Origin of the sequence: Rathayibacter sp. AY1E6 (assembly GCF_002931115.1) — a bacterium.
Lineage (GTDB): Bacteria > Actinomycetota > Actinomycetes > Actinomycetales > Microbacteriaceae > Rathayibacter.
Window position 1 is genome coordinate 61589 of sequence record NZ_PSVK01000012.1, and the last position, 17255, is coordinate 78843.

Sequence of the window (17255 nt, forward strand, 5' to 3'; positions counted from 1 at the left end):
GGACCGGGGCGGGACGCCGGGCCCCGGCCGACGCGGAGCGCAGGCCGCGGGACCGTCCGCACCAGACGAGGATAACGGGAACTCGCCGGTCCGCGTCGGAGGGAGCGTCTGAACGCGGACCGCCCTCCGCTCCGGCCGGGCCGGTGGGGAGGGCGGATCGCGTCAGCGGCCGACGGTGCGGATCAGCTGCAGGGCGTCAGGCGCTCCACCGCCTCGGACAGCGTGTCCGTGCTGCCGAGCAGGATCACCTGCGTCGCCTTGGATGCGGTGATGTCGGCGAGGACCGCCCGGGGCACGCAGGTGGGCTGGACCGCGAAGAGCGGGCTCCCGGTGTAGCCCGCCGCCGTGGCTCCGGCCAGGGCGTCGGGGAACTTCTCACCGGTCGCGAGGTAGACGGTATTCGCCGAGGTGAAGGCCGCCTTGTTCAGCTTCTCCGAGGTGTCGTACCGGTCGGTCCCGCCGATGCGGGTGATCACCGGGCCCGTGATCGAGCGCTCGATGCCGGCGCTGACCGAGAGCGAGGAGCCCGCGATGGTCAAGCTACTGACCTTGAGGCCGCTGATGATCTGCTGGGTGAGGGGGTCCACCGTGGAGCCGGTTCCGTTGGTCAGCACCACCGGAGCGCTATTCGCGCCGGCTGCGGCGCTGGCGCTCAGGGCGTCGGGGAACTTCTCGCCCGTGGCCAGCCAGGCCATCGAGGAGCCGCCCCTGAAGGCGTCCTGGAGGATCAGCTTCGAGGTGTCGTAGCGGTCGACTCCGCCGATGCGTGTGGTCTTCCCCTTCGGCGCATACGCGGCCAGGTCGCTGTAGACCTGGCTGCCGACGCTGAGCTCGGAGCCCACGACGACGATCTTCGCGGGCTTGAGACGCGTCAGCTCGGTGCGGACGACCTGGCTCATCGAGTCGCGGTCGACCAGGAGCAGCGGCCCGCCCGCCTTGGCCGCGGCAGGTCCGGCGCTGAGCGCGTCCGGGAAGTTCTGCCCGGTGGCGACGTAGACGACGGGGACGTTCGCCGGGAAGGTGCGCTTGGACACCTCGACCGCGGTGCCCTGACGGTCGGTGCCCGAGATGCGCGAGACGACCGGCGAGCCGGCAGGCGGGGCCGTCGGCGTACTGGTCGGCACGGGCGTGACCGGAGGAGTGGTCGGGCTCGGCGTGACCGGCGGGGTGGTCGCGGTGGCCGTCGGGGTCGGCGTGACCGGCGGGGTGGTGGCTCCGCTTCCCGTCACGCGGACCGCGGCGTCCGACGTGATGGTCGCTCCGCGGGGCTGGTCCACCCTGCCGTTGCTGACGCCGGTGACCTGGACCAGGCTGCTGGCGCGGTCCTTGTAGGCGTCGTAGGCGCTCGAGGGGATCGTCACGGTGACCGCGGACCGTCTGCTGTTCGTACTCACCTGGGCGGGGATCCGCTCGGTCCTGCTGGGACCGACATAGGCGGCGAGCCCCTGGAGGTCGTAGAAGTCGTCCCGGTTGGACTCGAGGACGACGGTGTCGCCACCCTTGACGTCCAGAGCCGTGTCGACCTTCTCGTACGCGAAGTACGCGGCGCTCCGCTGGAGCGTCTGTGCGCTGCTGCTGAGGTCGACCCCGCCGACACCGCCGGCGCCGGAGGCTCCGGCGACGGAGAGGGTGGCCGACGTGGTCAGCTCAAAGCCGCTGTCGACCGGCTGGCCGATCGGAGTCTCTTTCTCCTCCAGCGGCGGCTTCTGCGCCGTGATCTGGAGGGCGACAGTCCCACCGCCGAACGAGGAGAGGGGCCGCTTCAGGTCGATGAGGAAGGTGCGATCCCCGGGGTCGAGTTCCACCGACCCTGTGAGGGCGTAGTCGCCGATCACCCAGTTGTACGTCGTGAACGCCGGGTACCTCCCCGTCGGCCGGGCGGAGTCGGACAGCGTGACGTCGAGCCCGGTGACATCTCCCGCCACGGGAGCGGTCTGAGCGGCCGAGAACGTCTCGGTGGTCGACCAGCTGTAGGGGTAGGGCTTCGTCTGCAAACGCGTCTCCGCTGCGGCAGCCGCTCCGGCTCCTGTCGTCACTCCGAGAACGACGGCTGCCGTGCTCGCGACCGCGATGGCGGCGCGCCTCCACCTCGCTCGCGTCGTCGTCTGCGGTCGGGATGTGGTCATGGCGAGTTCCCCCTCGTCGTGGTCCTCGTGCCGAGCACTCCTGTCGGCACGTCCGTCGCGGTGCCCGCGCTGGGGCCCACGTGTCGGTCAGGGCAGCCTAACCGTGCGGAGCGGCGTCCCGGGGAGGGGAGGGCGCCGCCGACCACCGGGATCGTCGACCGGTCCGCCCGCACGAGGCTGTGCTCACGCTCGGATCCGCACCGGTCGGAGTGGTCCTGCAGGAGCGTCGGGCGAACACCGGGCGCTCTCGGACTCGACGGGCGAGGGGCCTCGTCGAGGATCCTTTCGCCCTTTCAGACCCCGACCGGGGCGCACGGCGGGGCGGTTCCCGGTCGGGTCCGGCGCGTCAGCCCTGGATCGGGACGGTCCGGCCGACCAGGCAGGCGCCGGTCGCGATCGGTGCCGCGATCACCGCCCGCACCCCGCCGCTCTTCGGGCCGTACTGGCCGATGAGGCACGACTCCCCGAGCTTGACGGAGACCTGCACCGAGTCCGCGTCGAGTCCGACCGAGGTCTCGTCCGCTGTCAGCTGCATCGACTCGCGGGAGAACCCCGCCGCGACGAGCGCGTCGACCACGCTGGAGCCGCTCACCTCCGGATCGGGCTCGGCCGCCGCGCGAAGGGTCTGCTCGAACACGGGGAGGTTCTGCTCCGTCGTCCCGCCCGGCACGAAGGCGACGGGTGCGGCGGACTCCGCCGGTGCCGGCGCCTCGGCCGCGGAGGAGGACACCACGGGGTCCGGCGCCGACGGCGACGTGCAACCGGAGAGGCAGACGGCGAGACCGCCGAGCACGAGCGCGATGCGGGCCGCTCGGTTCCGTGTCACGCCCGGCTCCTCCCGACCGGGACGGCTCTCGCTCCGGTCCCCCGGATCAGAACGGGGTCTCCCCGGATCCTACCGAGAGACCGGGAGCGCCTCCGCCGACGCCCGCCGCCACCGGCGGCTCGGGCACGGCATCACCGCGGTCTTGGCCCGACGCGCCCCAGTCCCCCGCCGCGGCGCCCTCGCGCGGCGCCTCCTCGCTCCACGCGGGCTCGGCGGCGGGGGCGGGAGCAGAGGCGCGCCCGACGGTCTTCGTGAAGCTGCTGGTCCCCCAGGCGAGGTCGTGCCCGATGCCCTCGGCCGTGAGGACCACATCGGTACCGGCCTTGCCTCCCGCCTCCCAGGCCCTCACCCCGAGCCGCCCGGTGACCAGGATCCGGTCGCCGCGCGACAGGGAGGACAGCGCGTTGCCGGCCAGGCCGTTGAACGCGGTGACGGTGTACCAGTTGGTCGAGACGTCGACCCAGCGCTGCTCCGAGCGGTCGTAGCGCCGCTGCGTCGAGGCGAGCCGGAAGCTGGTCATCGCGGTGCCGCTGGAGGTGTCGATGCTCCGGGGCTCGGTGCCGATGGTCCCGATGACGGTCAGGGTGTCGGTCATGGTCGTGTCCTCTCTACTCCTGCCCCGCCACGGCTGCGACGGGCACGGCGCCCGGGCGGAGGGGGCTGGTACCGCTCGGGCGCCGCAGGGCCAGTGTCGCGACGAAGGGCCCGCCTCCGAGGTGGAGGCGGGCCCTTCTGGGGAGAGGACGAGCGGATCGTCCCCTGTGGAGGAGCGTTACGACGCGGTGATGTACCTCGAGTAGGACTTGCGGATCTTGTTCACCTTGGGCAGTGCGACCGCCATGCAGTAGCCCTGGCCCGGGTTCTTCGCGAAGAAGTCCTGGTGGTAGTCCTCGGCGGGGTAGTAGACGCCCAGCGGCGAGATCTCGGTGACGATCGGGCCGTCCCACCACTCGGACGCACGGTCGCGCGCGGTCTCGAACAGCTCCTTCTCCTCGTCGGAGGAGTAGAACATCGCCGAGCGGTACTGCGTGCCGACGTCGTTGCCCTGGCGGTTCAGCTGTCGCGGGTCGTGCAGGGTGAAGAAGACGTCGAGGACGACCTGCTCGGGGATGACCTCGGGGTCGAAGGTGACGGCGACGGCCTCGGCGTGGCCGGTGCGCCCGGAGCAGACGTCCTCGTAGTCGGGCTCGGTCGTGCGGCCGCCGGTGTAGCCGGAGACGACGTCGGTCACGCCGTCGAGGACGCGGTAGACGGCGTCCAGACACCAGAAGCATCCTCCGGCGAGTACGAATGTGCGCATTGCGTGTGACTCACTTCCTGTCGCGTCGACGCGTCCGGGGTGCCGGAGGCGTCAGTCGGTTCAACACGCTCACCGCCCCCTGCATTCCGCGGATCCGCCCCCTGCAATAGAGTCGCGGCGTGAGCTACGACGCCGCCCCCGCCCGCTACGACCGCATGGACTACCGACGCACCGGACGGAGCGGCCTGCTGCTGCCCGCCCTGTCGCTGGGCCTCTGGCACAACTTCGGATCCGACCGCTCCCTCGACACGCAGCGCGCGATCCTCCGCCGCGCGTTCGACCTGGGCGTCACCCACTTCGACCTCGCGAACAACTACGGACCGCCCTACGGCGCCGCCGAGACGGCCTTCGGCCGCATCCTCGCGGAGGACCTCCGCCCGTACCGCGACGAGATCGTCATCTCGTCCAAGGCCGGATACGACATGTGGCCCGGCCCGTACGGGGACGGCGGCTCGCGCAAGTACCTGCTCTCCTCGCTCGACCAGAGCCTGCAGCGGATCGGCGTCGACTACGTGGACGTCTTCTACTCGCACCGGCCGGACCCGGAGACTCCGATCGAGGAGACCATGGGCGCTCTCGTCTCGGCGGTGGAGTCGGGCAAGGCGCTCTACGCCGGCATCTCGAACTACTCGCCCGAGCAGACCCGGGCCGCGCATGCGGCACTGGCGGGCAGCGGAGTGCCGCTCCTCCTGCACCAGCCCCGCTACTCGCTCTTCGACCGCGGACCCGAGGACGGCCTCTTCCCCGTGCTCGACGAGCTCGGCACCGGCTGCATCGTCTTCTCGCCGCTGGCGCAGGGGCTCCTGACGGACCGCTACCTCGACGGCACCGTGCCGGAGGGGTCCCGTGCGGCGACGTCGCGCTTCCTCTCCTCCGACCGGATCGACGAGGCGTACCTGACGCGCGCCCGCGGCCTGAACGCGATCGCGCAGCAGCGCGGCCAGTCGCTGGCCCAGCTCGCCCTGAGCTGGGTGCTCCGGGTGCCCACCGTCACGAGCGCCATCATCGGCGCGTCGAGCGTCGCGCAGCTCGAGCAGAACGTCGCCGCGCTGGACGCCGGCCCCCTCTCGCAGGAGGAGATCGACGCGATCGAGGAGTTCGCGGTGCACGGCACGACCCTGCGCTGACGCCCCGGCGGGGATGTCGGTGGTCGGCCGTAGTCTGCGACAGCACTCGGCCGGTGGGTGCTCCGACACTCGAGCAGGAGGAACCGATGTCCCTGTCCACGCTGCACGCCACCCGCACCCCGCCGACGCTCACCCGGGTCAACGCCCGGCTGTGGCGCGTGAGCACCGGCTCGGGTGCCGTGGTCGGTCACATCGAGCTGGTCGAGGATCCGCTCGGCGAGCGGTACCGCGCCCGGCTGCTGCGTGCGGGCATGCCCGCCGGCGCCGAGCTCGGCGAGTTCTGGAGCGTCGACGACGCGATCGAGGTCTTCCGCGTCGCCTGACGCGCCGATCCGCCCGGTCGGCGGCGTGCCGAACGGGCGGCGGCGACCGCCCCGGATAGCGTTCGCCCCATGCAGTGGTGGAACGAGTTCATGTCCTGGATCCGCACGAGCGACGGGCACCAGGCGGTCTTCACGGCCGCTGTGGTCCTGCTGGCCGTGGTGGTCGGAGCGATCGTGATCGCCTCCGTCTTCCGAGCGTCCATCGCGCGCCTCATCCGTCAGCAGGATCACGAGCGGAAGAACGCGGTCATCGCGACGCTCGTCGACGCCGCGGTCGACGCCTCGGCCTGGAACGTCCTCAGCAGCCCGGAGCGCGTCCTCAGCGACCGCGCATCCGCGCAGGCCGAGACGCACCTGCGCCTCCTGCCCGTCAAGGGCTCCGGAGTCGCGGCCAACTGGGCCGCTCACGAGCTCGCCGAGCTGAAGCACACGTCGAGCACCGGCGGCTACCAGACGCAGGCGAGCGTGGGCGAGTTCCGCGACCGCCTCGTGCAGTGGCGGGACAAGCCCGGGCGCGCCCGGAAGGCCTTCCTCGCCGACCTCGAGCGCTGGCGCTTCTCGGAGACGGGTCGAGACCGCTCCGCCGAGTCCGCTCCGTCGTCCGATCGGGCCGCGAGCACCGCCGAGGCCGCTCCCCAGCGCACCGCTCCCCCGGCCGCCGCACCGACCGCCGTCGCACCGGTCGTCGTCGGCGCGGGCTCCGCCTCCGGCTCTGCAGCCCCGCAGACGCCCACGATCGTCCTCCCCGCGTCGGCCGGGGACGCCTCGCAGGAGGAGACCCGCCGCCTGCTCGCCGACGTCGACCGCCTGGAGGTGCCGTCGCGCGAGCGTCCCGTGGAGGAGCTGCCGCCCGTCGACCCGCAGCGCTCGGCTCCTGCCGCCGAGCCGCAGCCGGACGCGGAGCACGACGCGACGCCGTCGGCTCCGGCCGACGGAGACCGCGACGACGTGCCGGCCGACGACGAGGCGGTCGTCCGGGCGGACGAGGCCCGGTTCGAGCGGTCCGCCTCGGACGACGACCGAGGCCAGGACCGCAGCTCGGTCTGAGTGCTCCCGACCACGAGAAGAAGGCCCCGATCGCGAGTGCGATCGGGGCCTTCTCCGTGGTGCGGGCGGTGCGTGTACTGACTAGCTGTGTGCATCACGTGCACGGGCGACTCGGCCGACCAGTACGGCGAGGGGCGCCGCGACGATCGTCCACGCGACGGCGATTCCACCGAGGATGGCGAGGAGCAGCATGGTCGTACCTCCGTTCGTTACGTCGTTGTAATTCCGGACACCCCAAGACTAGGTGCCTGAATGACACTCAAACGACTTCGGGTGGGAAACACGCCGGTGTTGCCTCCGATTTGCCGGTGTGTTACTGGTGGAGCGACCGCGAGTCCTCGTCCGAGGGTCACCGGAGCGGAGGAAAACCCCGTGGGTGCCGGGCGTCACTCCTCGGAGGAGCGCAGCGCCGCCCGAGGAGAGGCCGCGACGCGGTCGAAGGACGGGCGCGAGGCGTCGACGCTGATCCGCACGCCACCGGGACAAGACTAGGGACGGCGACCGGCGCGCTCCCGATCCGATGGTGCCCCCGGCAGGAATCGAACCTGCGACCAAGAGATTAGAAGGCTCCTGCTCTATCCGCTGAGCTACGGGGGCGGACTGCGACCACGATACCGAAGCGCAGGGGCCGCGCCCGCCGGGGCCTAGGCGCCCCGGACGAGTCCCAGCACTCCCACGACCAGGGAGACCACGGCGAGGGCGAGCGACACGCCGATGAGCACCGTGTGCACGCGGAGGAAGGTCGTCGCGCGGCCGTCCGCGTCGCGCGCCCGCGGGTCCTTGCGGACGCGGCGGAGGAAGGGCGGCCAGACGATCGCGTTCCACACGGCGTTGACGATCAGGAGGCAGCAGGCGAGCGTGATCACGAGGGTCCAGTGTAGGAGGAGCGGGACGGCCGGACCGGGTGTCGGCGGCCGCCGATAGACTGCCCCGCATGAGTAGCGCCCCCGACCGTCTTGTCTGGATCGACTGCGAGATGACGGGGCTCGACCTCTCCGTCGACGAGCTCGTCGAGATCGCCGTCGTCGTCACCGACTTCGAGCTGAACCCGCTCGACGAGGGGCTCTCCCTCGTCATCCGGCCCGACGCGACCGCGCTCGAGAACATGGGCGACTTCGTCCGGTCGATGCACGAGACCTCCGGGCTGCTGGTCGAGATCCCCTCCGGCGTCAGCGTCGCGGAGGCCGAGTACGAGGTGCTGGAGTACGTGCTGAAGCACGTCCCGGCGGAGCAGCAGGCCCCCCTCGCCGGCAACTCGATCGGCACCGACCGCGCCTTCCTCGCGAAGTTCATGCCGCGCCTCGACGGCCACCTGCACTACCGAAACGTCGATGTCAGCACGATCAAGGAGCTGGCACGGCGCTGGTTCCCGCGCATCTACTTCAACGCGCCCAAGAAGCACGGCGGACACCGCGCTCTCGCCGACATCCTCGAGAGCATCCGAGAGCTGCAGTACTACCGCCGTGCCGTGTTCGTGGAGCAGCCGGGGCCGAGCACCGCCGAGGTGCAGGCCGTGTCGGCCGCCGTCGTGGACGAGTTCGCCTCGCGGATGTAGTACTCTCGTACAGTTGCTTCGGCGGGTCACCCCGCCGGAACACGCTCCTGGTGGGTATAGCTCAGTTGGCAGAGCGCCTGGTTGTGGTCTAGGAGGTCGCGGGTTCGAGCCCCGTTACTCACCCCAGTGGCTGTGCATGCAGCGGAAGAGGCCCGGAGTTCCGACTCCGGGCCTCTTCGCACATCCGGCGACCGGCAGCGATCGCCGACGCAGAGAGGTCCCGGATGCTCGAGCTGGACGAGGACGCCTTCGAAGCCCTGGTGATCTCCGAGCTCGACGCGCTCCCGGACGACATGGTCGACGGGCTCGACAACGTCGTCTTCGTCGTGGAGGACCGGCCCGAGGACGGGACCCTGGATCTGCTCGGCTACTACGACGGCGTCGCCCTCACCGAGCGCGAGCGCTACGGCTTCGGCGAGATGCCCGACCGCATCGTGCTGTTCCGCGAGCCGCACCTCGCCGCGTGCGACGATCTGGACGCGCTGCGCGACGAGATCCACGTCACGCTCGTCCACGAGATCGCGCACTTCTACGGCATCGACGACGACCGGCTGCACGAGCTCGGCTGGGCCTGACCGCCGCCGAGGGAGAGCCTCCCACCGGCATCCGCTCGTCGCCGCGCTCGGCGGGGACCCCTCAGCCGCGCACCGCTCCCCCGCCGCCCGTGTCCAGCACGAGGTCGGCGTTCTCCCGGGGCCGATCCCGAGCGCAGTAGGAGCGGAAGTCGCGGTCCCAGGCGTCCCAGTGCGGAGCGAAGAGCTCGCCGTCGCGCTCGAGCGCGCGCACGCGCCGCACCTCGTCGTCGGCCTCGAGCCAGACCACCAGATCGGCGTGGCGGCGCGCGGCGGCGCCGGCCGATCCGCAGCCCTCGAGCACGAGAAGCGTCTCGCGGACGACGCGGCGCCCGGCCGTCGTCCCCGCGGCCCAGTTCCAGGGCCGCCAGTGCGCCGCGAGGCCGAGGCCGTGGGGGCGGACGAGCGTCCCGGCCGTCTCCCGCGACGCCCGGTCCAGGCCCGTCCAGCCGGGGTAGAGGTCGTCCATCCGCACGAGCGCGACCGACGATGCCGCCGGCGCGAGACGGAGCTGCTCGACCAGCGCGCGCGCGAACGTCGACTTGCCGGAGCCGCTCGGTCCGTCCAGCAGCACCGTCCGACGACGCCGCGCGATCACGGAGCGGGCGAGGTCGCCCGCCGTGTGATCCGTCAGCGGCAGGATCCGCTCAGCCATGCAGGACGAAGCTCCAGGAGCCGGTGACGACGGCGGCGGTCACGGCGACGGCAGCGATCAGCACTCCGCCCGCGAGCAGCAGGAGGTCGCCGGCTCCGAGGCGCGACTGCCGCGCCCAGGTGCGCGGGACGCCGGAGCCGAAGCCCTTCGCCTCCATCGCCGTCGCGAGCCTGCTCCCCCGCCGGATGGCCAGCACGAGCAGCGAGAACGTGCGGGCCGCGAGGCTGCGGAGCGCCTCGACGGGCCCGCGGCCGTCGGCGACCCCACGGGCCCGGCGGGCCATCGACAGGGTGCGCCAGTCGTCGACGAGCAGACCGACGAGCCGCATGCCGGCGAGAGCGCCGAGCACGAAGCGCGAGGGCAGGCGCAGGATCTGCGCGAGGCCGTCCGCCAGGTCCGTCGGGTCGGTGGTGGCGATGAGGACCACGCTCGGCAGTCCGATCGCCAGGACGCGCAGCGCGATGGCCAGCCCGAGGGCGACGGATCCCTCTGTGACCGACACGATGAGGAACTCCGCGTAGACGGCGCCGCTGTCGCGCCCGTAGAGGACTGTCGAGAGGCCGGCGAGCGGAGCCGCGATCCAGACGGGAGCCGTCCGCCGCACGAGCTCACCCGCTCGGAGCCCCGCGAAGGGCAGAACCAGCAGCTCGAGCGCCAGCGCCGTCGCCGCGGAGACCGCATCGACCGTGAGGAGGAGCGCGAACGCGATGACCAGGCTGGCGAGGAGCTTGGCCACCGGGTTGGCCCGGGCGATCCGGCTGCGCGCGGGAACGGAGTCGAGGAGCGTCATCCCGACACCACCTCGCGGGCGCCGAGGGTGACGACCGAGTCGGCGAGGGCGGCGACCAGCGCCTCGTCGTGGGTGACGGCGAGCACCGCCGTGCCCGCGTCGCGCTGCTCGGCGAGGAGGTCGACGAGCACCTCCCAGGTCAGGCGGTCCTGCCCGAACGTCGGCTCGTCGAGGACGAGCACGGACGGCGACCGGGTGAGGGCGGACGCGACGGCCAGGCGCCGCTTCTCGCCTCCGGAGAGGGTGAACGGGTTGGCGTCGGCGAGGTGCGCGAGGCCGAGGCGCTCCAGGAGCTCCTCCGCCCGATGCCGCTCCGTCTCGTCGCGGGCGCCCAGCGCGAGCTCGGCGCGCACGCGAGCGGTGAGGAACTGGTGCTCCGGCTCCTGGAACACCATCGCGATCCGTCCGGCGAGCTGAGCCGAGGTCCAGCGGATCGGCTCCGGGCCCGCACCGGCGCGGAGCGACTCGGAGGCGGTCACCCGCCCCGCGACCGGCGGCAGGAGACCGGCCAGCGTGAGCGCGAGGGTCGACTTCCCCGCGCCGTTGGGTCCCAGCACGGCCGTGGCCCGCGCGGAGTCGACGGCGAGCTCGAGCCCCGAGGCCACGATGGTCGAGCGGCGGCGCCCGAGGACGGGCCGGCCGATGGCGAGGTCGTGCGCGCTCAGGGCGGCGGGCGAGGGCAGCTCGCTCGCCCCGCGCCGGGCGGGGGTGTCACCGGGCAGCCAGACGCCGGAGGCGCGGAGCACGTCGGGCGTTCGATCGAGGACCTCGACTGGAGCGCCGTCGGCGACGACCGCGCCGTCCCGCCCGAGCACCACGACCCGGTCGACGAGGCCGACCCACACGTCGACCCGGTGCTCGACGACGATCAGCGTCGCCCCCGTGCGGGCGGCCGTGCGCTCCACCGCCGCCCGCACCTCGCGTACACCGTCCGGATCGAGGTTGGCGGTGGGCTCGTCGAGGAGCAGGAGCCGCGGACGCATGGCGAGCACACCCGCCAGGGCGAGCCTCTGCTTCTGCCCGCCCGAGAGCGCCGAGGTGGAGTGGTCCAGCGGAACGTCGAGCCCGACGTCGCCGAGCGCCTCCCGCACTCGCGCGGGGATCTCCTCGCGCGGCACGCCGAGGTTCTCGCAGGCGAACGCGACGTCGTCGCCGACCCGCGCCAGGACCGCCTGAGTGTCCGGATCCTGCAGCACGAGCCCCGCGACACCGCGCCGGGTGAGCGGCGCGGCTCCGTCGATCTCGAGCTCGCCCGCCGCGGAGCCGTCCTCCTCCCCGCCGAGGACGCCGGCCAGGGCGTGCAGCAGCGTGCTCTTTCCCGCGCCGGAGGGGCCGAGGAGCAGCACGCGCTCCCCCGGCTCCAGCGCGAGATCGAGGCCGGAGAGGGCGTCGCGGGAGCGTCCCGCGTGCCGCCAGCTCCAGCCCCGCGCCCGGACGTAAGCGCCGCTCATCGAGCGCCCGCGCCGGCTCCCTCGACCGTCCGGCCCTCGCGCCCGGATGCGAAGCGGTCCAGCGCTCCCGAGGCCGCGAGCCCCCGCACCGCGAACCAGGACAGCAGCCCGGCCAGGAGCGCGCCCGAGACGATCGAGGAGGCGACGTAGACGGTCTTGAAGAGCGCGTCGTTGACGGCGTAGTACGACAGCAGGTCGTTGATCGCGAGGGCGAGCCCCGCACCGGCACCGGCCAGCATCGCGACGAGCGGACGGCCGCTGCGGTAGAGGAAGAGCGCCAGGACGATCTCCGCGCCGAGTCCCTGCACGAGTCCGGAGATCAGCACGGTGAAGCCCCACTGGGTGCCGATCAGAGCCGACACGGCCGCGGCGACCAGCTCGGTGTAGAGCGCGGCTCCGGGCTTGCGGATGATCAGGCCGCCGAGGACGCCGGCGAAGAGCCAGCCGCCGCCGAGGAGCCCGCCGAGCCCGGGCAGGAACTCGAAAGCGAGGCCGAGGACGTTCGTCGCCAGGCCCCAGGCCCAGAAGACGATCCCGCTCGCGACGGCGACGACGCTCGCCACCACGATGTCGACGACCCGCCAGCGCAGATCGCGCCGGGCCGGGGCGGAGGAGGTGAGGTTCTGCGCGTTCGTGTTCTGCGCGTTCGTGTTCTGCACTGACGTGCCCTTTCGTGGAAGCGAATGGAGGGCACGGGTTGGTAAGAGGAGATCGAAACGTTCCTTCGCTGGCATGACCCAGATCAGGTTCGACGGTCGAAGGCTGCTGCCTTCCTCTCAGCCCGGTGCACCGGACTCCCGTGTTCATCGGCAATCATAGACGTCATGTCGTGGTCGGTGGTCGTCGTCCTGGCCGTGCTGCTGATCGTCCTGCTGCAGGCCCTGCTCTGGCAGCGCCGTGCGCGGATCCGCCGCGAGCTGCTCAACTACGGCACGCGGGTGCCGGCGCGCGTCGTCGGGCCGGATCCGGCACGCGGCGATCGCGATTCGGCACGGGATCTGGGCAGGCTCCTGGTCGTCTACCGGACCGCCGAGGGTGTGGAGAAGCGCGCGCAGAAGTACCCGCTGAAGCGGGGGGACGCGTGGATGGCCGGCGAGCCCGCCGCGGTGATCTACGACCCCCGCCGGCCGGACGACGCCGAGCGGCTGATCGTCGGCTTCGGCCGGACGAAGAAGAAGTGGTACCCCGCGCGCCAGCAGCGCGCCAGCTGACGCGGGGCCGCTCCGGCTACTTCTTGAGGGCGCGGATGATGCGCGCGAGGGCCTTGCCGGTCACCCACACGAAGGGGATGCCGACGGCGAGGACCGAGATCACGTTCGGCTGGAACCGCAGGCCGAGGTCGTCCTTGATGTAGGCGCCGATCGGGATGACCGTGGCGCCGCCGCCTCCGCCGCCGCCCTCCTGGCCGTCCTCGGAGCCGCTGCCTCCGCCGAAACCGAACCAGCGGAGGGCGACGGGGACGAGCGAGACGCCGTCGACGGTGACGGGCTCACCGTAGATCGTCGCGGTACCCGCGGTGGTGACGGTGTCGGCCAGGGAGACTGCGATGTTGGGCATGGTGCGACGGTACTCCGCGGCTCTCCGCGGCGACAAGCGGCCCGCCGGGGCGCACAGGACTCGTCCATGGACCTCCGGGGACCTGCTGCCATGATCGACGGATGTCCGCCCGCACCCGCCGCCGCCGCCCCGTGCGCTCGGCCGCGGTGGCGGTCGCGAGCCTCGTGCTCGCCGCCTTCCTCGCCTTCCACCGCGCGCTGCCCGATCCGATCGGCTGGCTGTCGGTCCTCGAGGTCGGGATCCCCTGGACGGGGCTGCTCGTGCTGCTCCTCATCGCGGCCGCGGCGGCCCTCCGGTCGCGCCGGACGGCGGCCGCGGTCACCGTGCTGGCGATGGTCTACGGCGTGCTGGTGCTGCCGGTCGCGCTTCCGGCGCCGGCCGTGCGCTCCGGCTCGTTCACCGTCGTCAGCCAGAACATCGAGACGAGCAGCGACGCCGGTGGGCTGGCCGCCTCGCTCGCCGCCCGCGGCCCCGACGTGATCGCGCTGCAGGAGCTCGACGGAGACGCCGTGGACGCGGTCGACGCCGAGCTGGCCGACGAGTACCCGTACTCGTCCGTCTCGAGCACCGTCGGCGTCTGGAGCCGGACCGAGCTGACCGACGAGGAGCCGCTCGACCTCGGTCTCGGCTGGGAGCGCGCGCTCGCCGTCGACGTCGACACGCCGGTCGGCAGCGCGCGCCTGTTCGTGGTGCACCTGGCCTCGTTCCGGCCGGGCGACCACGAGGAGCGGGACACCATGCTCTCGAACCTCGCCACCGCTCTTCGAGACGACGCGTCGGAGCGGACACTGGTCATCGGCGATTTCAACACGCCAACGGACGACCACCTGTTCGCTCCGGTGCTGGCGGAGGCGGGTCTCGTCCGCACGGGCGGAGTCGGCTTCCCGGCGACCTGGCCGTCCCTGCTGCCGCTCGTCTCGCTCGACCACGCGCTCGCCGACGGCGTCACCGCCGCGACCGTCGCGGTCCTGCCGCCGAACGGCTCCGACCACCGCCCGATCAGTCTGACGATCGGTTCCGCGTAGCGAGCGTGTCGCTGAGGTCGATCCCCTTGGCCGACTCGGGAGCCGACCGGGACAGGAGCGAGGCGGGACGCACGGCTCCGGAGCCGAAGCGGGCGGCCACGCCGTCGACCGCGAGCTCCGCGTCGCGCCAGTCGTCGGAGTCGCTCCACAGGGAGAACGCGACGTCGTCGCCCTCGACCAGCTGCTCGCCGCGCACGCCGATCAGCCGCACGGGCCGCCGCATCGGGTTGGCCGCCTCGAGGAGCGCGGAGGAGGCCTCGTAGAGGACCCGGGCCACGTCCGTCGCCTCGACGAGCGTGCGGGAGCGGGTGAGGGTGCTGAAGTCGCCGAAGCGCACCTTCACCGCGACGGTGCGACAGCGCACTCCCGAGCGGCGCATCCGCACGGCGACCTTGTCGCAGAGCCGCAGCAGCTCACGACGGACGAGCTCGGGGTCGGCCACGTCGTCGGCGAACGTGATCTCGTGTCCGGCGCTCTTCTCGATCTGGCGGGTGTCGACCGGCCGCGGATCCACCCCGTTCGCCAGGGCGTGCAGGCGCCTCCCGGTCGCCTCGCCGAGGGCGGACACCAGCGACGGCAGCGGGGTGGTCGCGACGTCGGCGACGGTGCGCAGACCGCGGCGCAGAAGCGCCTCCTCCGTGCTCGCGCCGACTCCCCACAGCGCGCTCACGGGCAGCGGATCGAGGAACTCGCGGACGCCGTCGGCGGGGACGACCAGCAGACCGTCGGGCTTGGAGCGGCCGGAGGCGAGCTTGGCGACGAACTTGGTGCTGGCGATCCCGACCGAGCAGGTCAGCCCGAGCTCGGCGTGCACCCGGCGGCGGATCTCGGTGCCGATCGCGAACGGCGAGCCCGAGATGCGGCGGGCACCCGCGACGTCGAGGAACGCCTCGTCGATGCTCAGACGCTCGACCAGCGGCGTGAAGGAGTCGAAGATCGCCATGACGCGGCGAGAGGCCTCGCGGTAGCGCTCCATGTGCGGCTCGAGGACCACGGCCTGCGGGCAGCGGCGGAGGGCGACCGCCATGGGCATCGCCGAGTTGACGCCGTAGCGGCGCGCCTCGTACGTCGCCGCTGTGACGACGGAGCGCGCTCCGTGGTGGCCCACGATGACCGGCCTCCCGCGCAGATCCGGCCGGTCGAGCAGCTCGACGGAGGCGAAGAACGCGTCCATGTCGATGTGCATGATGCTCGCGCGCGGGTCGTCGAAGGGCTCGGTCGTGACCTGCCGCCCCGTGCCGTCCTGCTTGCTCATGCGGTGCCGTCCTGCTCGCTCACGCCGCGCCGTCCTGCTCGCTCACGCCGCGCCGTCCTGCCTGCTCACGCCGCTCCGTCCTGCTCGCCCACGCCTCGGGACATGCTCGCACGCACCACCGACATCGGCCGCTCGACCGCCGCGCCCGGGAATGAGCGCCGACCACTCGCGGTTGACCCGAGCACCACGACGCTCCGGAGAGACCATGACGCACGAGCAGCCCGACTCCCCCACCGCCACCGAGACCGGCCCCGGCGCCGAGATGAGCCGCTGGCTCGATCTGCAGGACCGCGCCCACCGCGCCTTCGAGCTCCGGCTGAGCGCCGTCGAGGACTGGTCGGCCCCCACGCCCGACACCGAGTGGGACACGCGCGCGCTCGTGCTGCACGTCGTCCGCGAGCAGCAGCGCGCGCACACGCTCCTCTCGGGCGGCGACGAGTCGGCGCTGCGACTCGAGTCCGTCGCCACCGATCTGAGGAGCGAGTGGCGCCGCGTGACCGACCGCCTGCGCGTCGCTGTCCGCACCGTCGACCCGGCGGCGACCGTGCAGCTGGGACGCGACACCGTCAGCGCCGTCGAGCTGCTGCAGGAGCAGACGGCCGATGTGACCGTCCACGCCTGGGACCTCGCCCGCGCGACCGGCAGCGACGAGCGGCTGGACGAGGAGCTCGTCGCAGCGGTCTGGGAGCTCTTCGCACCCCAGGAGGAGACCCTGCGCGCGAGCGGCCTCTACGCCGCACCCGTGCCGGTCGACGACGCCGCCTCCCTCCAGAGCCGCCTGCTCGCCATCACCGGACGCGACGACCGCCTCGCCGCCTGACGGCCCGGCGCCCGGACGCCGTCAAGGCCTGGGGGCGTCCAGGGACGCCGCGGCAGGATGGAGGGGACCACGAACACGGGGCGACCCGCCCCGACGAGGAGAGGAACGTCCATGACACGCATCGCCGTCATCGGAGCCCACGGCAAGGTGGGGCAGCAGATCCTGCACCTGCTCTACGACGCCGGCCACGAGTCGGTCGGAGTGATCCGCAACCCCGATCACGCCGAGGACATCGTCCGGCTGGGCGGCGAGCCGCTCGTGCACGACCTCGAGGACACGACGCCCGAGGCCTTCGCCGAGGCGCTGGGCCACGTCGACGGCATGGTCTTCACCGCCGGAGCCGGACCCGACTCGGGCCCGGAGCGCAAGCGCACCGTCGACCTGGGGGCGTCCGTCCTCAGCCAGAAGGCCGCCGCGATCGTCGGGGTCCAGCACTTCGTGCAGGTCAGTGCGATCGGTGTGGACGAGCCGCTCCCCGAGGACACGGAGGAGGGCTGGAAGGCCTACGTCGAGGCCAAGCGCGACGCCGACGCGGCACTGCGCGACTCCGGCCTCGACTACACGATCCTCCGCCCGGGCGGGCTGACGGACGACGAGGGCACCGGCACGATCACGCTCGGCACCTCCGTCGAGAAGGGGAGCATCCCGCGAGCGGACGTCGCCGCGACGGTGATCGCCGCCCTGGCGCAGCCGACCTCCATCGCGAAGACGTGGGAGATCGTCTCCGGTCCCACCCCGATCGAGGACGCGGTGGCTCAGGGAGCCTGAGCCCCGGCCCCTCCTCCTAGAGGGGGCGGGTGAGCACCCACCCGCCCCCTCTAGGAGG

At 72.6% G+C, this 17255-nt stretch carries 20 protein-coding genes, 2 tRNA genes and 1 riboswitch; of the genes, 10 read left to right on the forward strand and 12 right to left on the reverse strand.

Translation table 11 applies throughout. The features are described 5' to 3' along the window. Nucleotides 1-182 precede the first annotated feature (182 nt). The 4 genes from C5C46_RS11105 to msrA form a co-directional block, all read right to left on the reverse strand. Nucleotides 183-1994 carry a cell wall-binding repeat-containing protein gene (locus C5C46_RS11105; RefSeq protein WP_104226738.1) on the reverse strand — a complete coding sequence of 604 codons (1812 nt, stop codon included), beginning with the start codon at nucleotides 1992-1994 and terminating at the stop codon, nucleotides 183-185. A gap of 478 nt (nucleotides 1995-2472) precedes the next feature. Beyond that, nucleotides 2473-2952 carry a DUF6993 domain-containing protein gene (locus tag C5C46_RS11110; RefSeq protein ID WP_104223710.1) on the reverse strand — a complete coding sequence of 160 codons (480 nt, stop codon included), beginning with the start codon at nucleotides 2950-2952 and terminating at the stop codon, nucleotides 2473-2475. Nucleotides 2953-2998: 46 nt separating this feature from the next. Then, a complete protein-coding gene (locus C5C46_RS11115) occupies nucleotides 2999-3547 on the reverse strand; it encodes a single-stranded DNA-binding protein (protein ID WP_104223711.1) in 549 nt (182 codons plus the stop codon). Nucleotides 3548-3724: 177 nt separating this feature from the next. Further along, nucleotides 3725-4252, reverse strand: coding sequence for a peptide-methionine (S)-S-oxide reductase MsrA (msrA, locus tag C5C46_RS11125; RefSeq protein ID WP_104223713.1), 528 nt, complete (start codon nucleotides 4250-4252; stop codon nucleotides 3725-3727). 119 nt (nucleotides 4253-4371) lie between these two features. On the opposite strand from msrA, the gene C5C46_RS11130 reads away from it, so the two are divergent. The 3 genes from C5C46_RS11130 (at nucleotide 4372) to C5C46_RS11140 (ending at nucleotide 6749) form a co-directional block, all read left to right on the forward strand. Beyond that, nucleotides 4372-5379, forward strand: a complete 1008-nt coding sequence (locus C5C46_RS11130; RefSeq protein ID WP_104226739.1) for an aldo/keto reductase — start codon at nucleotides 4372-4374, stop codon at nucleotides 5377-5379. 86 nt (nucleotides 5380-5465) lie between these two features. Next, nucleotides 5466-5702: a hypothetical protein gene (locus C5C46_RS16955; RefSeq protein WP_104223715.1), complete on the forward strand. Its 237-nt coding sequence runs from the start codon at nucleotides 5466-5468 to the stop codon at nucleotides 5700-5702. A 69-nt stretch (nucleotides 5703-5771) separates the two neighbouring features. Then, entirely contained in the window at nucleotides 5772-6749 is a 978-nt protein-coding gene (locus C5C46_RS11140; protein ID WP_104226740.1) for a hypothetical protein, read from the forward strand. 521 nt (nucleotides 6750-7270) lie between these two features. Here C5C46_RS11140 and C5C46_RS11145 read toward each other — a convergent pair. Both C5C46_RS11145 and C5C46_RS11150 read right to left on the reverse strand, forming a co-directional pair. Further along, nucleotides 7271-7346 (reverse strand) — tRNA-Arg (locus C5C46_RS11145). Between the two features lie 47 nt (nucleotides 7347-7393). Next, nucleotides 7394-7615: an SCO4848 family membrane protein gene (locus tag C5C46_RS11150; protein ID WP_104223717.1), complete on the reverse strand. Its 222-nt coding sequence runs from the start codon at nucleotides 7613-7615 to the stop codon at nucleotides 7394-7396. Between the two features lie 68 nt (nucleotides 7616-7683). Between C5C46_RS11150 and orn the strand changes: the two genes are divergently transcribed. The 3 genes from orn to C5C46_RS11165 all read left to right on the forward strand — a co-directional run bounded on the left by orn (nucleotide 7684) and on the right by C5C46_RS11165 (nucleotide 8879). Then, nucleotides 7684-8304, forward strand: coding sequence for an oligoribonuclease (gene orn / locus C5C46_RS11155; RefSeq protein WP_104223718.1), 621 nt, complete (start codon nucleotides 7684-7686; stop codon nucleotides 8302-8304). Between the two features lie 50 nt (nucleotides 8305-8354). Further along, nucleotides 8355-8430, forward strand: a tRNA-His gene (locus C5C46_RS11160). A 98-nt stretch (nucleotides 8431-8528) separates the two neighbouring features. Continuing rightward, nucleotides 8529-8879 carry a metallopeptidase family protein gene (locus tag C5C46_RS11165; protein WP_104223719.1) on the forward strand — a complete coding sequence of 117 codons (351 nt, stop codon included), beginning with the start codon at nucleotides 8529-8531 and terminating at the stop codon, nucleotides 8877-8879. Between the two features lie 61 nt (nucleotides 8880-8940). Here the strand turns inward: C5C46_RS11165 and C5C46_RS11170 are convergent, their stop codons facing one another. From C5C46_RS11170 to C5C46_RS11185, 4 genes are read right to left on the reverse strand one after another with little or no spacing between them, the layout of a single operon-like run. Beyond that, nucleotides 8941-9531: an AAA family ATPase gene (locus C5C46_RS11170; protein ID WP_219812296.1), complete on the reverse strand. Its 591-nt coding sequence runs from the start codon at nucleotides 9529-9531 to the stop codon at nucleotides 8941-8943. Beyond that, nucleotides 9524-10321, reverse strand: a complete 798-nt coding sequence (locus tag C5C46_RS11175) for an energy-coupling factor transporter transmembrane protein EcfT (protein WP_104223720.1) — start codon at nucleotides 10319-10321, stop codon at nucleotides 9524-9526. Before C5C46_RS11175 ends, C5C46_RS11170 begins: the two co-directional genes overlap by 8 nt. Beyond that, nucleotides 10318-11772: an ABC transporter ATP-binding protein gene (locus tag C5C46_RS11180; RefSeq protein ID WP_104226741.1), complete on the reverse strand. Its 1455-nt coding sequence runs from the start codon at nucleotides 11770-11772 to the stop codon at nucleotides 10318-10320. The genes C5C46_RS11175 and C5C46_RS11180 overlap by 4 nt, the downstream gene beginning before the upstream one ends. After that, nucleotides 11769-12431 carry an ECF transporter S component gene (locus C5C46_RS11185; RefSeq protein ID WP_104226742.1) on the reverse strand — a complete coding sequence of 221 codons (663 nt, stop codon included), beginning with the start codon at nucleotides 12429-12431 and terminating at the stop codon, nucleotides 11769-11771. The genes C5C46_RS11180 and C5C46_RS11185 overlap by 4 nt, the downstream gene beginning before the upstream one ends. Nucleotides 12432-12474: 43 nt before the next feature. Further along, nucleotides 12475-12582, reverse strand: a riboswitch (TPP riboswitch). A gap of 14 nt (nucleotides 12583-12596) precedes the next feature. On the opposite strand from C5C46_RS11185, the gene C5C46_RS11190 reads away from it, so the two are divergent. After that, nucleotides 12597-12983: a DUF3592 domain-containing protein gene (locus C5C46_RS11190; RefSeq protein WP_104226743.1), complete on the forward strand. Its 387-nt coding sequence runs from the start codon at nucleotides 12597-12599 to the stop codon at nucleotides 12981-12983. A 16-nt stretch (nucleotides 12984-12999) separates the two neighbouring features. Here C5C46_RS11190 and C5C46_RS11195 read toward each other — a convergent pair whose 3' ends face one another. After that, nucleotides 13000-13329, reverse strand: coding sequence for a hypothetical protein (locus C5C46_RS11195; RefSeq protein ID WP_104223724.1), 330 nt, complete (start codon nucleotides 13327-13329; stop codon nucleotides 13000-13002). Between the two features lie 101 nt (nucleotides 13330-13430). Here C5C46_RS11195 and C5C46_RS11200 point away from each other — a divergent pair, with 101 nt between their 5' ends. Further along, entirely contained in the window at nucleotides 13431-14354 is a 924-nt protein-coding gene (locus tag C5C46_RS11200) for an endonuclease/exonuclease/phosphatase family protein (protein ID WP_104226744.1), read from the forward strand. On the opposite strand, the gene dinB is transcribed toward C5C46_RS11200, so the two are convergent. Further along, the gene (dinB, locus tag C5C46_RS11205) at nucleotides 14329-15609 is read right to left on the reverse strand and encodes a DNA polymerase IV (RefSeq protein ID WP_104226745.1); all 1281 of its coding nucleotides are present in this window, start codon (nucleotides 15607-15609) and stop codon (nucleotides 14329-14331) included. The genes C5C46_RS11200 and dinB overlap by 26 nt on opposite strands. Before the next feature lie 205 nt (nucleotides 15610-15814). Between dinB and C5C46_RS11210 the strand changes: the two genes are divergently transcribed. Next, nucleotides 15815-16429: a TIGR03086 family metal-binding protein gene (locus C5C46_RS11210; RefSeq protein ID WP_258059445.1), complete on the forward strand. Its 615-nt coding sequence runs from the start codon at nucleotides 15815-15817 to the stop codon at nucleotides 16427-16429. Nucleotides 16430-16540: 111 nt separating this feature from the next. After that, nucleotides 16541-17197 (forward strand): SDR family oxidoreductase, encoded by a 657-nt coding sequence (locus C5C46_RS11215; protein WP_104223727.1) that lies wholly within the window; start codon nucleotides 16541-16543, stop codon nucleotides 17195-17197. The last annotated feature ends 58 nt before the right edge of the window (nucleotides 17198-17255 follow it).